Origin of the sequence: uncultured Devosia sp., from assembly GCF_964244875.1 — a bacterium.
Taxonomy (GTDB): domain Bacteria; phylum Pseudomonadota; class Alphaproteobacteria; order Rhizobiales; family Devosiaceae; genus Devosia.
The window spans coordinates 53,260-72,928 of the sequence record NZ_CAXTKA010000004.1 but is presented as its reverse complement, the minus strand read 5'-3'; the positions used below and the strand labels follow the sequence as shown (position 1 = coordinate 72,928).

The 19,669-nt window shown below is 63.4% G+C and carries 20 protein-coding genes and 1 pseudogene; 8 read left to right on the top strand and 13 right to left on the bottom strand.

Translation table 11 applies throughout. The features are described from left to right. Positions 1-23 precede the first annotated feature (23 nt). Complete coding sequence (locus ACFE8X_RS06645) at positions 24-1,055, top strand: helix-turn-helix domain-containing protein (protein ID WP_375450667.1); 1,032 nt, start codon at positions 24-26, stop codon at positions 1,053-1,055. 128 nt (positions 1,056-1,183) lie between these two features. Here the strand turns inward: ACFE8X_RS06645 and ACFE8X_RS06640 are convergent, their stop codons facing one another. From ACFE8X_RS06640 to ACFE8X_RS06615, 6 genes are all read right to left on the bottom strand, one after another. Beyond that, on the bottom strand, positions 1,184-1,939 hold the full coding sequence (locus ACFE8X_RS06640; RefSeq protein WP_375450666.1) for a sugar phosphate isomerase/epimerase family protein: 756 nt from the start codon (positions 1,937-1,939) through the stop codon (positions 1,184-1,186). A 214-nt stretch (positions 1,940-2,153) separates the two neighbouring features. Next, on the bottom strand, positions 2,154-2,633 hold the full coding sequence (locus ACFE8X_RS06635) for a VOC family protein (RefSeq protein ID WP_375450665.1): 480 nt from the start codon (positions 2,631-2,633) through the stop codon (positions 2,154-2,156). Between the two features lie 77 nt (positions 2,634-2,710). After that, complete coding sequence (locus ACFE8X_RS06630; protein ID WP_375450664.1) at positions 2,711-3,955, bottom strand: ABC transporter substrate-binding protein; 1,245 nt, start codon at positions 3,953-3,955, stop codon at positions 2,711-2,713. 26 nt (positions 3,956-3,981) lie between these two features. Beyond that, positions 3,982-5,082 (bottom strand): ABC transporter ATP-binding protein, encoded by a 1,101-nt coding sequence (locus ACFE8X_RS06625; protein WP_375450663.1) that lies wholly within the window; start codon positions 5,080-5,082, stop codon positions 3,982-3,984. Between the two features lie 3 nt (positions 5,083-5,085). Further along, on the bottom strand, positions 5,086-6,018 hold the full coding sequence (locus ACFE8X_RS06620; protein WP_375450662.1) for a carbohydrate ABC transporter permease: 933 nt from the start codon (positions 6,016-6,018) through the stop codon (positions 5,086-5,088). Continuing rightward, positions 6,015-6,911 (bottom strand): carbohydrate ABC transporter permease, encoded by an 897-nt coding sequence (locus ACFE8X_RS06615; protein WP_375450661.1) that lies wholly within the window; start codon positions 6,909-6,911, stop codon positions 6,015-6,017. The genes ACFE8X_RS06620 and ACFE8X_RS06615 overlap by 4 nt, the downstream gene beginning before the upstream one ends. A 194-nt stretch (positions 6,912-7,105) precedes the next feature. On the opposite strand from ACFE8X_RS06615, the gene ACFE8X_RS06610 reads away from it, so the two are divergent. Beyond that, positions 7,106-7,918, top strand: a complete 813-nt coding sequence (locus ACFE8X_RS06610; RefSeq protein ID WP_375450660.1) for an aldo/keto reductase — start codon at positions 7,106-7,108, stop codon at positions 7,916-7,918. Between the two features lie 22 nt (positions 7,919-7,940). Beyond that, the gene (locus ACFE8X_RS06605) at positions 7,941-8,960 is read left to right on the top strand and encodes a LacI family DNA-binding transcriptional regulator (RefSeq protein ID WP_375450659.1); all 1,020 of its coding nucleotides are present in this window, start codon (positions 7,941-7,943) and stop codon (positions 8,958-8,960) included. A 33-nt stretch (positions 8,961-8,993) separates the two neighbouring features. On the opposite strand, the gene ACFE8X_RS06600 is transcribed toward ACFE8X_RS06605, so the two are convergent. The 5 genes from ACFE8X_RS06600 to ACFE8X_RS06580 form a co-directional block, all read right to left on the bottom strand. Next, positions 8,994-10,397: a diguanylate cyclase domain-containing protein gene (locus ACFE8X_RS06600; RefSeq protein WP_375450658.1), complete on the bottom strand. Its 1,404-nt coding sequence runs from the start codon at positions 10,395-10,397 to the stop codon at positions 8,994-8,996. A 108-nt stretch (positions 10,398-10,505) separates the two neighbouring features. After that, a complete protein-coding gene (locus ACFE8X_RS06595; protein WP_375450657.1) occupies positions 10,506-10,772 on the bottom strand; it encodes a DUF2277 domain-containing protein in 267 nt (88 codons plus the stop codon). 20 nt (positions 10,773-10,792) lie between these two features. Beyond that, positions 10,793-11,209 (bottom strand): DoxX family protein, encoded by a 417-nt coding sequence (locus tag ACFE8X_RS06590; protein WP_375450656.1) that lies wholly within the window; start codon positions 11,207-11,209, stop codon positions 10,793-10,795. 21 nt (positions 11,210-11,230) lie between these two features. Further along, the gene (locus tag ACFE8X_RS06585; RefSeq protein WP_375450655.1) at positions 11,231-11,632 is read right to left on the bottom strand and encodes a VOC family protein; all 402 of its coding nucleotides are present in this window, start codon (positions 11,630-11,632) and stop codon (positions 11,231-11,233) included. A 75-nt stretch (positions 11,633-11,707) separates the two neighbouring features. Next, a complete protein-coding gene (locus ACFE8X_RS06580) occupies positions 11,708-12,124 on the bottom strand; it encodes a YciI family protein (protein WP_375450654.1) in 417 nt (138 codons plus the stop codon). 173 nt (positions 12,125-12,297) lie between these two features. Between ACFE8X_RS06580 and ACFE8X_RS06575 the strand changes: the two genes are divergently transcribed. The 4 genes from ACFE8X_RS06575 to ACFE8X_RS06560 are packed head-to-tail and all read left to right on the top strand — an operon-like array spanning position 12,298 to position 16,010. Then, positions 12,298-13,359, top strand: coding sequence for an aldo/keto reductase (locus ACFE8X_RS06575; protein ID WP_375450653.1), 1,062 nt, complete (start codon positions 12,298-12,300; stop codon positions 13,357-13,359). Continuing rightward, positions 13,352-14,035, top strand: coding sequence for a fumarylacetoacetate hydrolase family protein (locus tag ACFE8X_RS06570; RefSeq protein WP_375450652.1), 684 nt, complete (start codon positions 13,352-13,354; stop codon positions 14,033-14,035). Before ACFE8X_RS06575 ends, ACFE8X_RS06570 begins: the two co-directional genes overlap by 8 nt. After that, positions 14,035-15,123, top strand: coding sequence for an ATP-dependent RecD-like DNA helicase (locus ACFE8X_RS06565; protein ID WP_375450651.1), 1,089 nt, complete (start codon positions 14,035-14,037; stop codon positions 15,121-15,123). Before ACFE8X_RS06570 ends, ACFE8X_RS06565 begins: the two co-directional genes overlap by 1 nt. Continuing rightward, positions 15,120-16,010 (top strand): transglutaminase N-terminal domain-containing protein, encoded by an 891-nt coding sequence (locus ACFE8X_RS06560; protein WP_375450650.1) that lies wholly within the window; start codon positions 15,120-15,122, stop codon positions 16,008-16,010. Before ACFE8X_RS06565 ends, ACFE8X_RS06560 begins: the two co-directional genes overlap by 4 nt. Before the next feature lie 166 nt (positions 16,011-16,176). Here the strand turns inward: ACFE8X_RS06560 and ACFE8X_RS06555 are convergent, their stop codons facing one another. After that, positions 16,177-17,013 (bottom strand): transglutaminase family protein, encoded by an 837-nt coding sequence (locus ACFE8X_RS06555; protein ID WP_375450649.1) that lies wholly within the window; start codon positions 17,011-17,013, stop codon positions 16,177-16,179. 75 nt (positions 17,014-17,088) lie between these two features. Beyond that, the gene (locus ACFE8X_RS06550) at positions 17,089-17,421 is read right to left on the bottom strand and encodes a hypothetical protein (protein ID WP_375450648.1); all 333 of its coding nucleotides are present in this window, start codon (positions 17,419-17,421) and stop codon (positions 17,089-17,091) included. Between the two features lie 199 nt (positions 17,422-17,620). Here ACFE8X_RS06550 and ACFE8X_RS06545 point away from each other — a divergent pair. Beyond that, positions 17,621-19,378: pseudogene (locus ACFE8X_RS06545) on the top strand (cation:proton antiporter); the annotation flags it as partial. Positions 19,379-19,669 lie beyond the last annotated feature (291 nt).

The window sequence follows — 19,669 nt, the reverse complement described above, 5'->3', positions numbered from 1 at the left end:
TAAATTTTGAACACGAGGGCACAATGCAAGTCACCGCTGCGGCACCGGATCGGCCAGCGGTGTTCCGGGAACCCGGAGCACTGCTTTATGCGGGCAATTGCCAGGACCTGCTCGACGCATCCCTGGCCGGCAAGGTGACGCTGAGCGCCTGGACGCGCCGGGGCTATCCGGGACAGCCGCTCGGCGATGCCTTGCCGCAAGTGTGCTCGGTCGGCGGATGGGATGCCGCGGCGCCGCAGGACTGGGGGCTCAAGCTGCATTGCAACGAGGGCGTCAAGATCGCCTATCTGGCACGTGGCAGCCTGGCATTGACGCTGGACGGGCAACGGCACGAAATCCAGGAAGGGCAGATGTTCGTGGTGCGGCCCTGGCAATTGCATGCCTTTGGCGATCCCAATGTCGTGGCGAGCCAGATCGTCTGGGTGCTGTTCGACATGGGGACGCGCCGGCCGCACGACCCGTGGCTATGGCCGGACTGGCTGGCCTGGCCGGAGCGTGACCAGCAGCGGCTCACCGAATTTCTGTCGCGCAACGAGCAGCCGTTCTACCAGGCATCCCGCGAGGTCACGCGCGATTTCGAGCAGATCGCCGACGTCGTGGCGACGGGCGATATCGAGAGTGGGGAAATCCGGCTGCGGCTGACCATTTCGATGATGCTCATGCATTTCATGGAACAGATCGAGGCGCAGGCGCCGGTGCTGGACCAGGCCTTGGCCCATTCCAAGCGGACGGTGCAAATTTTTCTCAACCGCCTGGCACATGCCTTGGACGAAGGGTGGACGCTGGAGAACATGGCGGCTGAATGCAATCTGTCGCGCACGCAATTTACCCAGCATTGCCTGGCGCTGACCAATATCACGCCGGTGCGTTATTTGCAGATGATGCGGTTGGATGCGGCGCGCCGGATGCTGGTGGAGCAGCGCAATGTGGCGGTGACGGCGGTGGCTTATGAATGCGGGTTTTCCTCGAGCCAGTATTTCGCGACGTGCTTCAAGCGGCGGTTCGGGATATCGCCGGTGGATGCAAGGCGGCAGGTATTGGTGGCGGCGGAGTAGGCAGCAATTCATGCTGGTCAGACTGCCAGGTTCGCGAACCCATTACTTCATAGCGACGTCATTCCCGCGCATGCGGGAATGACGTCGTGGGTGGGGATAGCGTAGCGCAACGGCGACGATGCTCGCTGTTACAGCCCGATTTTCTTCATGTGATCGATGGAGCGGCGGGCAAAATCCTGCCAGTCGCTGGGATTGTCGTGTTCGGCGACCAGGTGGTCGGCGGTGGTGGCGCGGAACAGGGGAACGAGGTGGGCCCAGGGAATGATGCCGTCGCCGGTGGCGGTCCAGCCGTCATCCTGCCTGGTGCCCAGGGGGGCGGTGTCCTTGAGCTGGATGGCGATGATGCGGTCGGCATAGCGCTTGAGTTCGGCGGCGGGATCGGCACCGGCGCGCGCGATCCAGCCGCAGTCGATCTCGAACCAGGCGTCGCCGCTTTCTGCGAAAATGTGATCAATGGGGCGCGAGCCGTCAGGGAGCGGGCGATATTCGAAATCGTGGTTGTGCCAGGCGACCTTGAGGCCGTGCGGTTTGGCGGCGGCGGCGCCATTGGCGAGCTTATGGCCAAGACCCTGCCAATAGGCGGGCGTATCTTCGCGCTCTTCGGCGGTGACATAAGGGGGGATCAGGACGGTGGCGCCAAGCGTCAGCGCGATGTCGATATAGCGGTCGGGATCGGCGACGAGGCCGGCCAGGGGCATGTGGAAGCCGTAGCAGAGAAGGCCCGCGTCATCGAGCTGGCGGCGGAACAGCGCCGGGTCGGCTTCGTAGGCGGGCAGCCAGGGCTCGATGGCGTCGTAGCCCATGGATTTGAGTATGGGCAACTGGTCGGCCAGCGGGGGGAAGTTGCGGGAGGAATAGAGCTGGTAGGCAATGGGGTAGGTCATGGCTGGGCCTCAAAAGGTAAGAGACCCCTCATCCGCCCTTCGGGCACCTTCTCCCTCAAGGGGAGAAGGGGGGCTCTGTGGTTGGATCGAATTGAAAGCCAACCCTCGCCCCTTGAGGGAGAGGGTTGATCGCGCGTAGCGCGAGACTGGTGAGGGGTCCTGCCTGGCTGGGTGGCTGGTTAAGGTCTCCGACCCGAGAGAGCAGTGAAGGTGTCTAGTTCTGCGGCTCTTTATCGCTTTCGAACTCGAGGAGTTCGATCATGACGCCGAGGTCCTTGACGGTGTCGTAATAGGCGTAGCGGCCGTGGGAGCCGTCGAATTCGCCGCGTTGCAGCAGCTTGTGGCCCTTGCCCTCGAGATAGGCGTCGCGCTGGGTCAGGTTGCGGGTCTTGAAGGCGATGTGGTGGCAGCCGGGGCCCTTTTGTTCCAGCAGGTCGCGCCAGGCGCTTTTTTCGAGGCCGGGCTGGAGGAATTCGACGTCGATATTGCCGAACTTGAACATCATGATGCGGCAGCCCACTTCGGCGGGCTTGCCCATGTAGATGGCCTGGGCTTCATCGGGTTCGGCGGCCTTGCCTTCCTTGGGAACCGGCTTGCCGGTCAGGTCGGAAAACCATTGGGCGGATTTGACCACATCGTCGGTGACGAAGCAGATCTGCATCACCGCGTCTTCATCAAGCAAGCGCTTGTCCATATCAGTCGTCCATGAGTTGTTTGACAATAGAGCGGCCCGAAGCAATGCACTCCGGGCCGCCTTCCTGGGGAGGAAACCTAGCCGAGAATGGTTTCGTAGTTTTCATGCAGCTGGGCGATGGCGTCCTCGACGGTCATGGACGGATCGCTCCAGAAGTTGAACACCACTTCCCAGATCGAGTTTTCCCAATCCGCGTCCGCGGTGTTATGCGGGTTTTGCACCTGGCGCGCCGGGTCCGAGAGGATAGTCAGCACGTTCTTGGAGCAGGCATCGAGGCTTTCGGCCGGCGCGTCGAGACGAACCGGGGTCGAGCCCTTGGCGGCGGCGAACTTGGCCTGGGTGGCCGGGTCGAGCACCACCGAAGCGAAGTCGAGCTCGGCAGTCTTGACCTCGTCGGAGACGCCGCCCAGCAGGCCCCACGCGTCGACGGTGGCGACGACAGCCTGGGCGCCGGGGATCTCGATGCAGCCGAAATCGGTGCCGGCAACCTTGCCGGCCGCCAGCCATTCGCCCTTCATCCAGTCGCCGTGAATCTGCATAAGCGCCTTGCCGGTGATCACCTGGTTGGTGGTCTCGTTCCAGGGGCGGTTCTGCGCCTCGGGACCGGCTTCATTGGCAAACAGACGCAAATCCTCGAGCACCTTGGCAAAAGCCGGATCGTCCAGCGCCGTTGGGTCGACCTCGGTGCCATAGATGCGGTTATAGATATCGGTGCCGGCCACGGCCGCGACCAGGGCATGGGTCAGGTAGCCAACCTGGAAGGGCTGGCTGCCAACGGCGAGCGGGGTATAGCCGGCGTCGCGGATCTTGGGGAAGTCGGCAAACATGGCTTCGAGCGAGGTCCAGCTGGCCGGATCGACACCGGCGGCCTTGGCCACTTCCATATTGTAATAGACCATGCCGTCGATATGGAGCGCGGTCGGCACCTTGAGGACCTCGCCGTCCACGGTGATGGAGGCCGCCACGGAGGCCGGCAGGTTGGGCAGGATATTGTTGTCGGCGTACCACTGGGTCAGCGGGAAGCCGACGCCCATGCCGGCCAGATCGCGGTAAACGCCGGGATTGGCTTCCATGAACACGTTGGGCGGGGTGCCGCCGGTGACCATGCTCATCAGGTTCACGTTGGAGCCGGTATCGTGAGGAATGGCGATATCGGTCCAGGTGTCGCCCTTGGCTTCAAGGCCGGCCTTGAGCACATTGAGCGCGGCCACTTCGGGTCCCGCAGACCAGGTGTGGTAGATCACCAGATCGGCCGCCATGGCGCCGCCGGCGGTTGTCAGCATGAGGCCAGCGACCAGGCCGGCCAGGGTTTTTCGCAACATCGTTCTCTCTCCCGTTGATGTCATTGTTACATTCGCTGCCCGGTCTGGGCGTCGAATAGGTGGGCCTTGCCCTTAAGGTATCGAATGGGCACCTGCTGGCCGGGCTTTAAAGCGGCCGCGATGTCCGGATCGACCCGGAGGGCAAGAAAAGCGTCTTCGAACTTGAAATAGGCGCTGGCATCGGGGCCGGTGCGCTCGGCATATTGCACCGGCACCTCGAACATTCCGGCGCTGTCGGCGGGCGTGCCGGCACCGACGGCGAAATGTTCCGGGCGCAGGCCCAGGATGACCGCAGCGCTATCGGCGGGAGGGCTCATGAAGTGGTAATCGGACACATCGAACCGCACGCCTGAGGCAAAGACCACTTCGCTCTTGCCGCCGGCGATCGCCAGCCTGGCCTGGCGCAGGTTCATGGCCGGGGAGCCGATGAAGCCGGCAACGAAGAGGTTGGCGGGCTGTTCGTAAATCTCATCGGGGGTGCCGAACTGCTGGATCACGCCGCCGTTCATGACGGCGATCTTGGTGGCCATGGTCATGGCTTCGATCTGGTCATGGGTGACATAGACGATGGTGGTGCTCAGCGTATCGTGCAGCTTCTTGATCTCGAGCCGCATTTCGGTGCGCAGCTTGGCATCGAGGTTGGAAAGCGGCTCGTCAAAGAGGAAGACGCCGACGTTTTTCACCAAGGCGCGGCCGATGGCGACGCGCTGGCGCTGGCCGCCCGACAGATGGGCTGGCTTGCGGTCGAGCAGCGGCTCGATCTGGAGGAGCTTGGCGGCCCAGGCGATGCGGCGCTCGACTTCGTCCTTGGGCAGCTTGCTGGCCGAAAGGCCGAACTTGAGGTTTCCATAGACGGTCTTGGTGGGATAGAGCGCATAGGACTGGAACACCATGGCCAGGCCGCGATCCTTAGGATCGATATCGGTGACGTCGCGCTCGCCGATCATGATGCGGCCGTCGGTGACATCGAGAAGGCCGGCCAGAAGATTGAGCAGAGTGGTCTTGCCGCAGCCGGACGGACCGAGCAGCACCAGGAAGTCGCCGTCATCAATGGCAAGGTTGAGATCCTTGAGGACGGGCACCTGGCCGTAGGTCTTGGTGATGTGCTCGAAGCTTACGCGTGGCATGGATCAACCCTTGATGGCGCCGGCGGTGATGCCCTGAACAAAGAGCTTGCCGACGAAGAAATAGATGACGAGGGGCGGAATGGCGGTCTGCAGGGCGGCCGCCATGTTGTCGTTGTAGCGGGTGGTGCCGGTCGAGATGGTGATGAGATTGGCTAGGTTGACCGTCATGGGCTGGCCGCCCAGGCCGCCGAAGGTCACCCCGATCAGATAGTCGTTCCAGATCGAGGTAATCTGCAGGATCAGCACCACGATCAGGATATTGCCGCTCATAGGCAGGATGATCTCGACGAAAATCTTCCAGAAGGAGCCCGAATCCATCACGGCGGCGCTCATGATCTCCTGGGGAATGTCCTTGTAGTAATTGCGAAAGATCAGAGTCAGCACCGGCATGGCGAGGACCGCATGAATGATCGCGACGCCCCAGATGCTGCCATAGACCTTGAGCTGGGCGGTCATCGAGATCAGCGGGAACATGATGATCTGGAAGGGCACGAAGGCACAGATGAACAAGATGAAGAGGAAGGCACCGGCCCAGCGCACGTTCCACAGCGCCAGGGCATAGCCGGTGACCATGGAAATGGCGATCGACAGCAGCAGCGAGGGAAAGAGAATCTGGACGGAGTTCCAGAAGCCGACCTTGAGGCCGTTGCAACTGGTGCCCGAGCAGGCGCTGTTCCAGGCGTGGTCCCAGGCTTCCAGCGTCCAGATAGTGGGCAGGGCGAAAATCGCGCCTTCGCGGATCTGGTCCATGGACTTGAACGAGGTGACGATCACCACGTAGAGCGGCACGCAAAAGAAGATGGCGCAGATGGAGAGGAAGACGAGCACCGCAATCGAGCGCGGCGTGATGGTCTTGGCCTTGCGCGGATAATAGGGCGCGCTGCGCACGGCGACTTCGGCACCAAGGGTGCGTTGGGCAATGGTGAGATCGCTCATGTGGCGGTCCTTCCGGTGCGGCGTTGCTGCCAAGCGGTAAGCAGCACCAAGGGCAGGAAAATAATGGCCGTGATGACCAGCATCATCACGGCGGCGGCGGAAGCAAAGCCGAGATTGCCCTTGGCCGAGAGCGCCTGGATGGTGAAATAAGCCGGCACGTAGGTGGACTGGCCGGGGCCGCCATTGGTCATGGCGACAATGACGTCATAGGCCTTGATCACGCCCAGCGAGAGCAGGATGGCGCAGGTGACGAAGGTGAACTTCATCATGGGAATGATGATTTCGGTGTAGAGGCGGAACATGTTGACGCCATCAAGGCGCGCCGCACTCCAGATTTCGGAATTGATGGATTTAAGTCCGGCCAGCATCAAGGCCATGTAGAAGCCCGAGCTTTGCCAGACCGAAGCCAGGATGATGCCGTACATGGCGGTTTCGCCCGAGGCGAGCCAGGAGGCGTTAACCCAGGTCAGCCCGATGGAATGCAGGGCGTTCTGCACGCCATATTCGGGATTGAACAGCCAGCGCCACGCAGTGCCGGTAACGATCAAGGACACGGCAAGAGGGTAGAGAAACACCGTGCGGAACAGGGATTCGCCGCGTTTTTCCTTGTCGATCAGGGCGGCGAGGATAAAGCCGAAGACGATGGAGAGGGCGCTGCCGAGGCCCAGGATGATCAGGTTGCGTAGCGAGATGCCCCAGGCATCGTCGGCGAACAGGCGGGTGTATTGCCGCAGCGGCTCGGACCAGTCGATCTCGTATTCGGGCAGGCGACGGCTGCGCGTCAGCGACAGGTAGACGGTCCAGCAGATCGCGCCGACAAAGGCGACTGCGGTCACGGCCACCGCCGGCACCAAAGCCAGTTGCGGCGACCATCGGCTCCACCGAAAGGCCATAGTCCTCTCCCTTGTTCACACCAGCGGGCAGATTGCTCTGCTCTTGATCAGAACAGCTCTTGCAAGCTGTATTATCGTTAAACTAAGGTCATCCGGAACGATCCGTCAATAAAAAAATTGACACCCCGGCGGCGACATGTCCCGGCTGTGGACAATCCGACCCCCGGCCAAGCACAGATGCGAGGAGAAAAATCATGGTAAATCAATACGGTATTCCCCCCTTGGGATTTGGCACCTATGGCCGCCGGGGGGCGGAGGGAATCGCCGCCATGCTGGTGGCGCTGGAGGCTGGTTATCGACATTTGGACACGGCGCAGGATTACGGCACCGAGGCCGAAGTGGGCGAGGCGGTGCGGCGCTCGGGATTGGCGCGGGACACGGTTTTCGTCACCACCAAGATCAGGCCCGGCAATTTCGGCAAGGGCGCGCTGGTGCCATCGCTCCAGCGCAGCCTGGACGAGATGAAACTGGACCGGGTGGACCTGACGCTGATCCATTGGCCATCCCCGAACGAGGAGGTGGCGCTGCCGGTCTATATCGAGCAGTTGGCCGAGGCGCAGGCGCTGGGGCTGACGCGGCTGGTGGGGGTTTCCAACTTCACCATCGCGCTGCTCGAACAGGCCAAAGCCGTGTTGGGCGACTTGCCGATCGCCAACAACCAGTTCGAGCTGAACCCGTGGATGCAAAACCAGACGCTGGCAAACTATTGCGTGCAAAACGGAATATCGGTGACGTGCTACCTGCCGATCGCACGGGGGGCATTGGGCGGCGAACCAGTGATCCGTGCCATTGCCGACAAGCATGGGGCAACCCCGGAGCAGGTGGCATTGGCGTTCGAGCTGGCCAAGGGCTATTGCGCCATTCCCACATCGAGCAAGGCGGAACGGATCCGCTCCAATTTCGCGGCGCTCAAGGTGCAACTGACTGCCGACGAGATCGCAATGATCGAGGGAGTGGATCGCGGACAGCGCGAAATCGATCCGAGCTGGGGGCCGGACTGGGACTGACCGAGGGGCTCTGAAGCAGGCCATGGGCAGATCGATCACCCGGCTCAAGGATATCGCGGAGCGGACCGGCTTTTCGGTCAATACCGTATCGCTGGCGCTGCGCGGGAGCGCGCGTATTCCCGAGGAAACGCAGGTTACCATTCGCGCGGCGGCAGGGGCGCTGAACTATGCGCCCAATCAGGTGGCCAAATCGCTGGTCAGCCGCGAAACCAAGACGATCGGGCTGGTGCTGACCGACATCACCAATCCGATGCTGACGCAGGTGGCGCAGCGGATCGAACTGGCCTTGGCGGAACGGGGCTATTCGACGCTGTTCGCCACCTCCAATAACGAGCTAGCCGAGGAAAAGAAGGTGATCGAGATGTTCCGCTCGCGGCAGGTGGACGGGATGCTTATCTATCCGCGCAGCCATCGGAACCTCGAGCATATCAGGCGCTTGCGGGCAGCCCGGTATCCGGTGGTGCTGCTGGTGGCGGATCCCGATGCGGGGATCGACGCAGTGTGCATCGACGAGCGACGCGGCGCCTATCGGGCGGTGCGGCACCTGATCGATATCGGGCATAGGCGCATCGGCATCATCGACAGTGACGATCCTTCGGGCAATGCTGAAAAACGCGACGGCTACCGGCAGGCGCTGCGCGAAGCGGGGCTGGCGTTCGAGCCGGCGCTATCGGCAGACCCACAGGGACATTCGGTGGTGCGCGGCTATTGGGCAATGGACCGGCTGATGACCGCAGCCAGTGGGATCACGGCGGTGTTCGCAGCCAATGATTCACTGGCGATCGGGGCGCTGCGCTGGACGCAGAAGAACGGCTTGCGCGTGCCCAAGGATGTAGCGCTGATCGGCTTTGACAATATCGAATTTGCCGAGCACGCGGCAACGCCGCTGTCGAGCGTCAATTACGCTGTGCACACGGTGGCCGAACTGGCGGTAGACCGGCTGATCGGGCTGATCGCGGCGGGCGATGGCTTGCCGGAGCCAAGGGTGACGATGATCGATCCGGATCTGGTCATCCGCGACAGCACCAATAGCCGGACTTAGGTCTGGTGATTATCCGTCGGTTTTGCGTATGGTCTATGGGTTGCCAAAGACGCGGAAGGTGTTGCGGCCGCCGGCTTTGGCGGCATAGAGGGCGGCGTCGGCTTGCTTGAACAATTCGGGGGTGCCATTGCCGAAGGCGATGCCGACCGAGGCGCCGAACCGCAGTTCGGCATCGCCGCAGGTGACCGGCTGGGACAGGACGGCAACGATGGCTGCGGCGGTGGCTTCGATAGCGTCGCGAGCGATGTGGGGACCAAGCAGTACGGCGAACTCGTCGCCGCCGATGCGGGCGACCAGTTGGGCGCTGTCGCAGACATCGGTGAGGCGCAAGGCAGTTTGCTTGAGGCACTCGTCGCCCAGAGCGTGCCCGAAAGTGTCGTTGATCTGCTTGAAGCCGTCCAGATCGACCAGCAGCAGGGCGCCAGCCGTGCCGCCGCTTTCGAAGGCAGCGAGCCGGGACTGGAACTGGCTGCGATTGGCCAGGCCGGTCATGACGTCGAACTCGGCCAGATAACGGGTGCGATCGGCGAGGATTTTTTCCTCGGTGATATCCTGCTTCATGCCGAAGATGCGCACGGCAACGCCGTTTTCGAGCTCGACGCTGGTGGTCAGACGCATCCAGCGCCGGTTGCCCTTGACCGTGGTGATCTCGGCATCAAGCGTGAAGCCGGTACCATGCTCGACGGCGCGCCGGCGCAGCGTTTCCAGCAGGGCACGCGATTGCGGCGCATAGCAGCGCAAGGTGCGCGGGCGATCGATGGAGGCGCCGCGGGGAAACTCGAAGATGTCATAGACGCCATCGGTCCAGCTCAGCGCTTCGGTGCGCAGGTCACATTCCCAGACGCCGATCCGTGCTGTGGCGGCGGCGCGTTCGAAGGTTTTTTGCGCGTTGGCCAGGGCTGCGGCCTGCGCCTCGATCACGCCGGCCTGGGCCGCGAGACGCGCGTTGAGGCCGGCAATCGTAGCGAAGGCAGATCGGGGGACCATCAAGTCGGCGGCAAGTTCAGCTAGGCGTGCCGCCGCTGCGGGGCTGCGCGGATTGGCGGCGAACAGGCTCAGCAGGCCAATGGTTTGCCCAGAGGCAAGAATCAGCTGAATGCCGGCAAAAAAACGCATGCCGGACGGGCCGGTGACGCTGGAGTCAGCGCTGAACCGCTGGTCGTTGGCGGCGTCGGGCACGACGAAGGGATGGAGAGCCCGCAGGGCGCGGCTGGCAAAGGCGGTTTCGCCCGCCAGCAGGGGAAACGCTTCGCCGGTGGCGCCAGCCAGGCAGAGCGTGTCGCCCTCGATCAGCCGGAGCGAGGCAAAATCCACGTCGAGCTTTCGGCGCAGGCGCTCGAGAACGGCCCTGAAATCAGGGAAAAGGCCGACGTCCGCGGCGGGAGCCGGGACCATCGAAAAAGCGGCTGGCAGGATGGCGCGGCTGGCGTGGTGCATAATGTGTGAACACTAGCGCGGCGGCGATTAAGACTTCCTGTCCAGGATGGATGGAAAAAGCGATGAGAGGTCGCGGCGATTGAGCAGGGTGCGGCATACGTCGCGGGTTCAGCCAAAACGTTGTCTGGCGCGTTCGCGGGCCTTGGCGGCCTCCACTGCGCGGTCATGCGGGGGCGCATCGGTTTGCAGCGCGGCGAGCAGGCGGCGGGTGGTTGCGGCGATTTCCTCCACGGCATGTTCGAAGGCGGCCTGGTTCTTTTGCGAAGGATGGGTGGAGCCCGACAGCTTGCGCACATATTGCAGGGCGGACGCATGGATTTCGTCGCCAGTGGCGGGCGGCTCGAAATTGAACAGGGTCTTGATGCTGCGGCACATGGCGGGTTCCCGGGTAAGGATCAGCGTAGAACGGGGAAGATGGCGCGCAGGCGCGGATTGCGCAGCCACAGCCCACCCCAGGCGAACAGGCCCATATAGACACCGAACAGGGTATGGCTGAACAGGGGGGAGCCGATCCGCAAATGGGTCGAGACGGCACCGCCGAGATAGGCGGTGAGCAGGACCGCGCCCAGCACCGAGGTACGCGGGATGGCATAAAGCAGGGTGGCGACCAGGCTCAGTACGCCGAGCAGGCGGGCATATTGCACGGGGTAGCCCAGCTCGGTCATGGTCTGGATCACCGGATCGATCGGCACCAGCTTGATGCCGCCGTCAAAGATCATGAAGAGGATAAAAAGGCCCGAAAGCCCCCAGCCGAGCCGGACAGTCCAGTTACGGGGCGGGGACAGCGCAGCCGACGTGTCGATGGTGGTCATGATGGTTCTCCTGCGCCCGGGTTACTTCGCGACGGTCTGGCCGATGGCCCAGGTCACGCCATGAGGATCGGACAGCTGGCCATAGATATCGCCCCAGAACTCGACCTTGATGGGCGATTTGACGGTGCAGCCGGCGGCGACGGCGCGATCCCACCAGGCCTGGGCATCGGCGACCTGCAGATGCAGCATGAAGGCGGCGGGTGCGACCGCCGGATAGCCATAGTCGGGGAAGAAATCGGACATGAACAAGGGTGCGCCGTTAATCTGCAGGTGCGCATGGATGACACGCCCGTCGCCCGAATCGGTCTGACGCACATCAATGGCAGTGGCGGCAAAGGCACGTTCGTAAAAGGCAATCGCGGCAGTGACGCCATCGATGCTGAGATAGGGGGTCAGGCCGCTGGTGACTGGGGCGTCGGTCATGGTGGGTTCCTCCATTGTTGGGTCCATGCCACCACAACGAGCGGCGGCAGGCCGTTCAGACACGGCGCGCGCAATTTATTCGGCAGCGCCCACCGCAGCCAATCTGGGCGATGTGGCCCCCGCAGTTATGGTATTGGGCTTGAAGATGGCGAGCGGACGGATTTCGTAGGCGCCGACGGCGGGATGGGCGATCGCCAGGTCCTTGGCGAACGCGATGGCATCGTCCAGCGTGTCGCAATCGGCGACGAAAAAGCCCAGGAACTGTTCCTTGGTTTCGGCGAAGGGGCCATCGACGATCATCGCGCCGGTGGGGGTCTTGCGCAAGGTGGCGGCGGCGGTGGTCGGCTGGAGGCGCGCGACCGGGCCGAGCCGGCCTTTGGCGGCCATGCGGGCTTCGACTTCGGCCAGCCGCGCCATGCAGGCGTCGTCCTCCTCGCGGGTCCAGGCGGCAACGGCGTTCTCGTCGTTATAGCAAAGGATGGCGTAGTGCATGGGATGTCCCTCTGATGCGGTCAGGTCAGCGATTATGCCCAAAGCCGGCGGCGGTTGCAGCTGTTTTGATCGATAGGGGTTCGGCAGGGGGATTTGCGCCTTCGCGAGGCTGCTCGCGTGCTTTATGTAGAGTGCCGGACGAGGGTGAGTCTCCAACGCAAAGAGGGAAGACAATGGAATATCGCTTGCTGGGCCGTTCGGGTCTCAAGGTTTCGGTGCTGACGATGGGCACCATGACGTTTGGCGGCTCGGAAAAGGTGGGCCATACCGACCAGGCCAATGCCAATCGGCAGATCGATCTGTGCCTGGACCACGGGATCAACCTGCTCGATACGGCGAACGTTTATAACGCCGGCGTTTCCGAGGAGATGATCGGGGTGGCGCTGCGCGAGGCGGGCCGCCGGCAAAAGGCATTGGTGGCAACCAAAGTGCGGTTCAAGATGGGCCAGGGTCCCAATGAGATCGGGCTGAGCCGGCACCACATCATCGCGGAATGCAAGGCCAGCCTGAAGCGGTTGCAGACCGACCATATCGATCTTTACCAGGTCCACGAATGGGACGGGCTCACGCCGATCGAGGAAACCATGGAGGCGCTGGATACGCTCGTGCGCCATGGCCATGTGCGCTATATCGGCTGCTCGAACTATTCGGGCTGGCACATCATGAAGGCGCTGGCGGCGGCGGGCGCGCGGCATGGCGAGCGGTTCGTCAGCCAGCAGATTCATTATACGCTGCATTCGCGCGAGGCCGAATATGAGCTGGTGCCGATCACGCTGGACCAGGGCTTGGGCATATTGGTGTGGTCGCCGCTGGCGGGCGGGCTGCTGTCGGGCAAGTACCGGCGCGATGGCGGGCCGGATTCGGGACGCCATGTGGGTGGATCCAAGGAGCCGCCGGTTTACGATTGGGACCATCTCTACGACATCGTCGATGTGATCGTGGCGATCGCCGACGCGCGCGGCGTTTCGGGCGCACAGGTGGCACTGGCCTGGACCTTGGGCCGGCCGGGCGTCACTTCGGTTATCATCGGGGGCCGCAGCGAGGCGCAGTTCCAGGACAATCTGGCCGCCGCCGAACTCAAGCTGACGGACGACGAACGCGCCAGGCTCGACGCGGTCAGCCAGCCACCGCTGCTCTATCCCTATTGGCACCAGAACTTCACTGCCGTCGATCGCGCTGGCACGATCGATCTCAACCTGCTGGCCCCCTATGCGGAAGAAGACCAGCGTGGCTGATTTCCTGTTCGAGCCGCAGGCACCGGCAAGCGTTCCGATCGCGCGGGGCGGGCTGTTCGCCGTCCGTCGCATCTATTGCGTGGGACGTAATTATGCCGAGCATATCCGCGAGATGGGCAATGACGCGCGCGAGCCGCCGTTCTTTTTCACCAAGCCGGCCGATGCGCTGCTGATCGGGGGGGCGGACATGGCTTATCCGAGCCAGACAAGCGATCTGCACCACGAAGTGGAACTGGTGGTGGCGATCGGGGCGGATGGGCGTGATATCGCCGGGGCTGACGCGCTAAGCCATGTCTATGGCTATGCGGCGGGGCTGGACATGACGCGGCGCGACTTGCAGGCAGTGGCCAAGAAGGCCGGACGGCCCTGGGACATGGCCAAGGGGTTCGACCATTCGGCACCGATCGGGTCGATCGAGCCGGCGAGCGCTATCGGGCATCCCGTACAGGGGGCGATTACGCTGCATGTCAACGGGCAGGAGCGGCAGCGCGGCGATCTGGCCGAGCAGATCTGGGATGTGGCAGCCACGATTGCCGAATTGTCTCGGTTCGTGGCGCTGAAGGCGGGCGACCTGATCATGACCGGCACGCCGGCGGGCGTTGGCGCCGTGGTGCGCGGGGATGTGCTGGAGGGGACGATCGCGGGCGTCGGCACGGTCAGGACGCGTATCGTCTGATGGTGGACTGGTCGCCCCAACAGGATGCGGCGCTGGTCGCCGTCTCCAAATGGATCAAGGACAAGGCGGGGCCGCAGGTGTTCCGCCTGTTCGGCTGGGCCGGAACCGGCAAGTCGACGCTGGCCGTCCACCTGGGGCAGGACGTCAAGACGGTCAAATATGCCGCGTTCACCGGCAAGGCGGCGCTGGTGATGCGCAAGCGCGGCTGCAAGGGCGCGCAGACGATCCATTCGCTGATCTATTCGCTGGTCTCGGAAAAGGAGGGCGAGCCGCGCTTCGTGCTGGATCCGGAATCGGCGGCGGCGGACGCGGACCTTATCGTCATCGACGAAGTCTCGATGGTGGACGAGCAGCTCGGGCGGGACCTCTTGAGTTTCGGGGTCAAGGTTTTGGTATTGGGCGATCCGTTTCAATTGCCGCCGGTGCAGGGGGCGGGATTTTTCACCGCCGACGAGCCCGACATCATGCTGACCGAAATCCACCGGCAGGCGGCGGACAATCCGATCATCCGGCTATCGATGGATGTGCGCGAGGGCGGCTACCTGGAGCGCGGCCGCTACGGCGAAAGCCTGGTCGTGGCGCGCGAGGATGTGGATCGCGACGCGGTGCTCCTGGCCGACCAGGTGCTGGTGGGGCGCAACAAGACGCGGCTGCAATATAACGATCGGCTGCGCGAATTGCGCGGGTTGCCGTTCCATGAGCCCGTCGCGGGCGACCGCATGGTGTGTTTGCGGAACAATCCGCGCAAGCGCCTGTTGAACGGGCAAATCTGGATCGTGACCGAAGTGTCGCGCAAAGCCAATGGCAAGTATTCACTGCTGCTGGGGGCCGACGAGGGCAAGGGCGAGGCCAAGGTGATGACGCACAAAGCGTTCTTTGCGGGCGAGGAGGACGCCATGGCTTGGCCCGAGCGGCGGCAGTTCGACGAATTCACCTTCGGCTATTGCCTGACCGTGCACAAGGCGCAGGGTAGCCAGTGGGACAATGTCTATCTGTTCGACGAAAGCTTCGTCTTCCGCGAGGAGCGGGCGCGCTGGCTTTATACCGGCATTACGCGGGCTGCCGAGAAAATCACGGTCGTTTCGTGACCCTGCTGCAGGTCAGCCACAAGACGATCTATAGCTACGCCACGCCGGTGCGGTTCGGCGAGCATCGTATGCTGGTGCGGCCGCGCGACAGCATGGAGCAAACGCTGGAATCCTTCAGCCTCAGGATTTCGCCGGAGCCGGAAAGCGTGCGCTGGATTCACGACGTGTTCGGCAATGGCATCGCCATCGCGGCGTTCGAAGGGGAAGCGTGCGAATTGCGGATCGAGGCGCAGATGGTGCTGGACCATGCGCCCGAATTCACCCCTAATTTCGAGATCGACGCGCGGGCTCGGTTCTATCCGTTTGAATATGCCGCGGCCGATGCGATCGACCTGGGGCCCACGGCGCGGCGGCAATTTCCCGAGCAGACCGAGGTCGATGCCTGGGCGCGGCGGTTTTTGGGCGGGGGCGGCAAGACCAATACCGGAAACCTGTTGATGACCATGACCTACGCCATCAAGGAGGGCTTCAAATATCTGCGCCGGCCCGATCCGGGGACGCAGACGCCGGCAGTGACATTGTCGAGCCGGCAAGGGACGTGCCGCGACTTTGCCTGGTTGATGATGGAAGCGTGCCGCTCGCTGGGCTTTTCGGCGCGGTTCGTGACGGGGTATCTCTATTCGCCGGCGCGCGACGGCAATTATCGCGGCGGCGGGGCCACCCATGCCTGGTGCCAGGTGTACCTGCCAGGCGCAGGCTGGGTAGAGTTCGATCCGACCAATGGCATTATCGGCACGCGCGATCTGATCCGCGTCGGCGTGGCGCGGGAGCCAAGGCAGGCAATCCCGATTGCGGGCACGTTTATCGGCAGCAAGGGGGATTATGTCGGCATGGATGTGGAAGTCAGGGTGGAGCGAGTGACATCGCCGCAGGATGGGATGGGGTAAGCATCTATTCATAAACGTGTTCTGGCGGTCATCTAGCGCAAGTTTTCTGTGCTCCGGTGCTCACGTACCGAAGTACGCTCCGCGCCGGTGCTCGAAAACTCGCACTATCTGACTCGCCATAACCCGTTTCTGAACAGATGCTGGGGCGCAACGCCGAGGCATTAAGCTAGACCCGTGCCACGCTCACCGCGTCGGTGGTCCATTGCTCGGACCTGTCGCCGTCGACGGCGTCGCTCCAGACCCGGATGGGCATGGGCATGACGGCGCCGTAGATGGTGGCAAAGGCGGTGTCGGCAGCGTCGCGACCGCAGCCGATGCGCACCATGCCGTCCAGCGCCGCCATGCGGGTGGCGTCGAACAGGTACCAGCGGTCGCCGAGATAGGCTTCGAACACGGCATGGAAGTCCTGGGGTTCGAGTTGCCAGGCGTAGCAGGAGACGAAGCGGGCGGGGATGCCCAGGGCGCGGCAGAAGGTGATGCCGAGATGGGCGAAGTCGCGGCACACGCCGGCGCGGGTGGAGAAGGTGTCGGCGGCCGTGGTGCTGGTGTCGCTGGCGCCGAACATATAGTCGACCTCGCCATTGATCCAGTTGCAGATTTCGGTAACGCGCTGGAAGCCGGGCTCGATGTTACCGAACTGGCGGCTGGCGAAACGGGCGAGCTGGTCCGAGGGGCAATGGCGCGAGGGGTTGATGAAGGCCATGGTGTCGAGCGGCAGCTTGGCGACCGGCACTTCCCCGATATGGGCTGGATGCTGGTGCACCGGGTCGAGCTCGACCTGGGCTTCGTAGCGCAATTGCACGACGCCCTGGTGGGCGGTGAGGCGCAAATAGCGATTGCCGGTATCGGCGGCGGTGTTCTCGTCGGCGTCGAACTGGGGGGTGATGGTCAACTGCTCATGCAGGATGGTCTGCCAGCCGCCGCGCATCGCCTCAATGTTGAAGATCAACGTTGCGCTGTCGGCGATTTCGTAGCCGATCTCGCAGCCAAGATTGAATTTCACGACGCTTTTTCCTGCGGGCAGGCTGGCCCGTGCAGTGCAACAATCCGACAGAGGCGCGCAAGTTCCGCGAACGGTTCAGGCGCCCGAAATCTTCATCTCGGCGATCTTGCCGTCGGCGAGCACGAAGGTGAAAATGCCGGGCCCGGTAAAGAAGGTACTGATCCAATCGACCTGCAGGCTAATGCGCTCGGGCGACCTTTCGATGACGGGCCCGAAGGTCATGGTGCCTTGGGCGCCGATCAGCTCCTTATCGCTCCAGCCGCGAATGGCGGGGTGGCCGGAAAACCGCCGGCCCCAATCCTCGACGCTGCCGGTCGACGGAAAAAACGCCAGGAAAGCGTCGGTGTCGCCCGCATTGACGGCGTCACGCAGGGCAAGAAGGATGGCTGGAATGCTGTCGGTTGCCAAGGCGCGGAATCCTCCGGCGCGGCTGCGCCAAAACAAAGGCGAACTTAGCCCGATGTATCCTGCAATGTGAAGGCCGGATGACAACACGCGTACAGGCTTGGCTTTTCCGCCGGCTCGCGCTTGCGTGAAGCAGATCAATACCCCATCTTGGCGCTAGAGTTTTGATTTTCGCAGGTCCACACCGCTCCGGAGGCGCCCGATGCAGCACGGCACACCCCTGATCTCCACGATCGTCGCGGGTCTCGTGCTGGCATTTATTTTCGGGATGATCGCCAACCGGTTCCGGATGCCGCCGCTGGTGGGCTATCTGTTTGCCGGCATTTTGGTGGGACCCTATACGCCGGGTTATGTGGCGGACCAGGCGCTGGGCGCCGAGCTGGCTGAACTGGGGGTGATCCTCCTGATGTTCGGCGTGGGCCTGCATTTTTCGCTCAAGGACCTGATGAGCGTACGGGCGTTGGCGATACCCGGCGCGCTGGTGCAGATCGCGTTTGCGACGCTGCTGGGCATGGGGCTGGCCAGCATCCTGGGCTGGAGCCTAGGCGCGGGCATCCTGTTCGGGCTGGCGCTGTCGGTGGCGTCCACCGTGGTTTTGCTCAAGGCGCTGCAGGACAAGCGGCTGATCGAAACCGAGCGTGGGCGCATCGCCGTCGGCTGGCTGATCGTGGAAGACCTCGCCATGGTGCTGGCGCTGGTGCTGGTGCCGGCTTTCGCCAGCCTGTCGGGCAATCCCGAAAGCGCCGTCCATGATCCGTTCGTATCGTTCGTCGAGCGCATGGTTGGCATGGATATCGGTATCTGGGGCGTGTTGGCGCTGACCTTGATCAAGGTCGCGGCCTTTGTCGGCTTCATGCTGATCGTAGGGCGGCGCGCCATTCCCTGGGCGCTGCATGCCACCGCCCATACCGGATCGCGCGAACTGTTCCGGCTCGCCGTGCTGGCGATCGCGCTGGGCGTGGCGCTGGGTTCGTCGGTGCTGTTCGGGGTGTCGCTGGCGCTGGGGGCGTTCTTTGCCGGCATGATGCTTTCGGAAAGCGAGCTCAGCCAGCGGGCGGCACAGGAAACGCTGCCGCTGCGGGACGCTTTCGCGGTGTTGTTCTTTGTGTCGATCGGCATGCTGTTTCAACCTTCGATCATCCTGACGCAGCCGCTGCAGGTGCTCGCAACGGTGTTCATCATCGTCATCGGCAAGTCGGTGGCGGCTTTCGCCATCGTGCTGCTGTTCAAGCGGCCGATGGCCACGGCGCTGACCATTTCGGCGAGCCTGGCGCAAATCGGCGAGTTCTCGTTCATCCTGGCGAGCATGGGGGTGGCGCTGGCCATCCTGCCCAAGGAAGCGCAGGATCTGATCTTGGCCGGGGCGATCATTTCCATCATTCTGAACCCCATCGTGTTCTGGGCGGCGGATCGTGTAAGGCCGCGGCTCGAGGCGCGTGTGGCGCAGCGCCGGGGCGAGCCTGAAATGCGGGTCGAGCCGGCGGGCAGCGTGGTGGTGGCAGCGCCGGACGAGCCCGAAGCGAGCGAGGCTGCGGTGGCCGGCGTCGATGACGATGCGGTGGAGCCGACACACCAGCACGATCATACCGTGCTGGTGGGGTTCGGGCGGGTCGGGCGGGTGGTTGGCCAGGGGCTCAAGGACGCCGGGGCGAGCGTCGTCGTGATCGAGGATTCCGACCACAGCATCGCCAATGCACGCGCCAGGGGCATCGAGGTGATCAGCGGCAACGCGGCCAGCGCCGACGTGCTCCGGCTCGCCAATCTGGCGCAGGCCAAGGTATTGATGATCGCCATTCCCGATGGCTTCGAGGCCGGGACGGTGGTGGAGGTGGGGCGCAGGCTGAACCCTGGCATTCGCATTCTGGCGCGGGCGCACTCGGAAGACGAGGAGGCGCATCTGCGCCACTTGGGGGCGGACCAGGTGATCATGGGCGAGCGCGAAATCGGGCTGGGCATGCTGGCCTGGCTGCGCGGCGAACGTGTCGAGGATGTAGTGGACAGTGCGCCGGTGCCGCCCGTGGAGCCCAAGCTCGCACCAGTGGATAATATCCTGGAAAAAGTGGCGGCGAGCGCGGTGGTGGTAGTGCCCGATCCGATGACGCCGATCGAGACGACTACAGAGGCGGAGGTTGCGGTCGATCCTGTCGTGGCCGATGCCGATGATGGTGGGACAGTGATCGAGTTGCCGGCACCGGCAGTGGTGGTGGTCGAGGACAAGGCCGTGATCGCGGTGGTGGAGGGAACGGCTCTC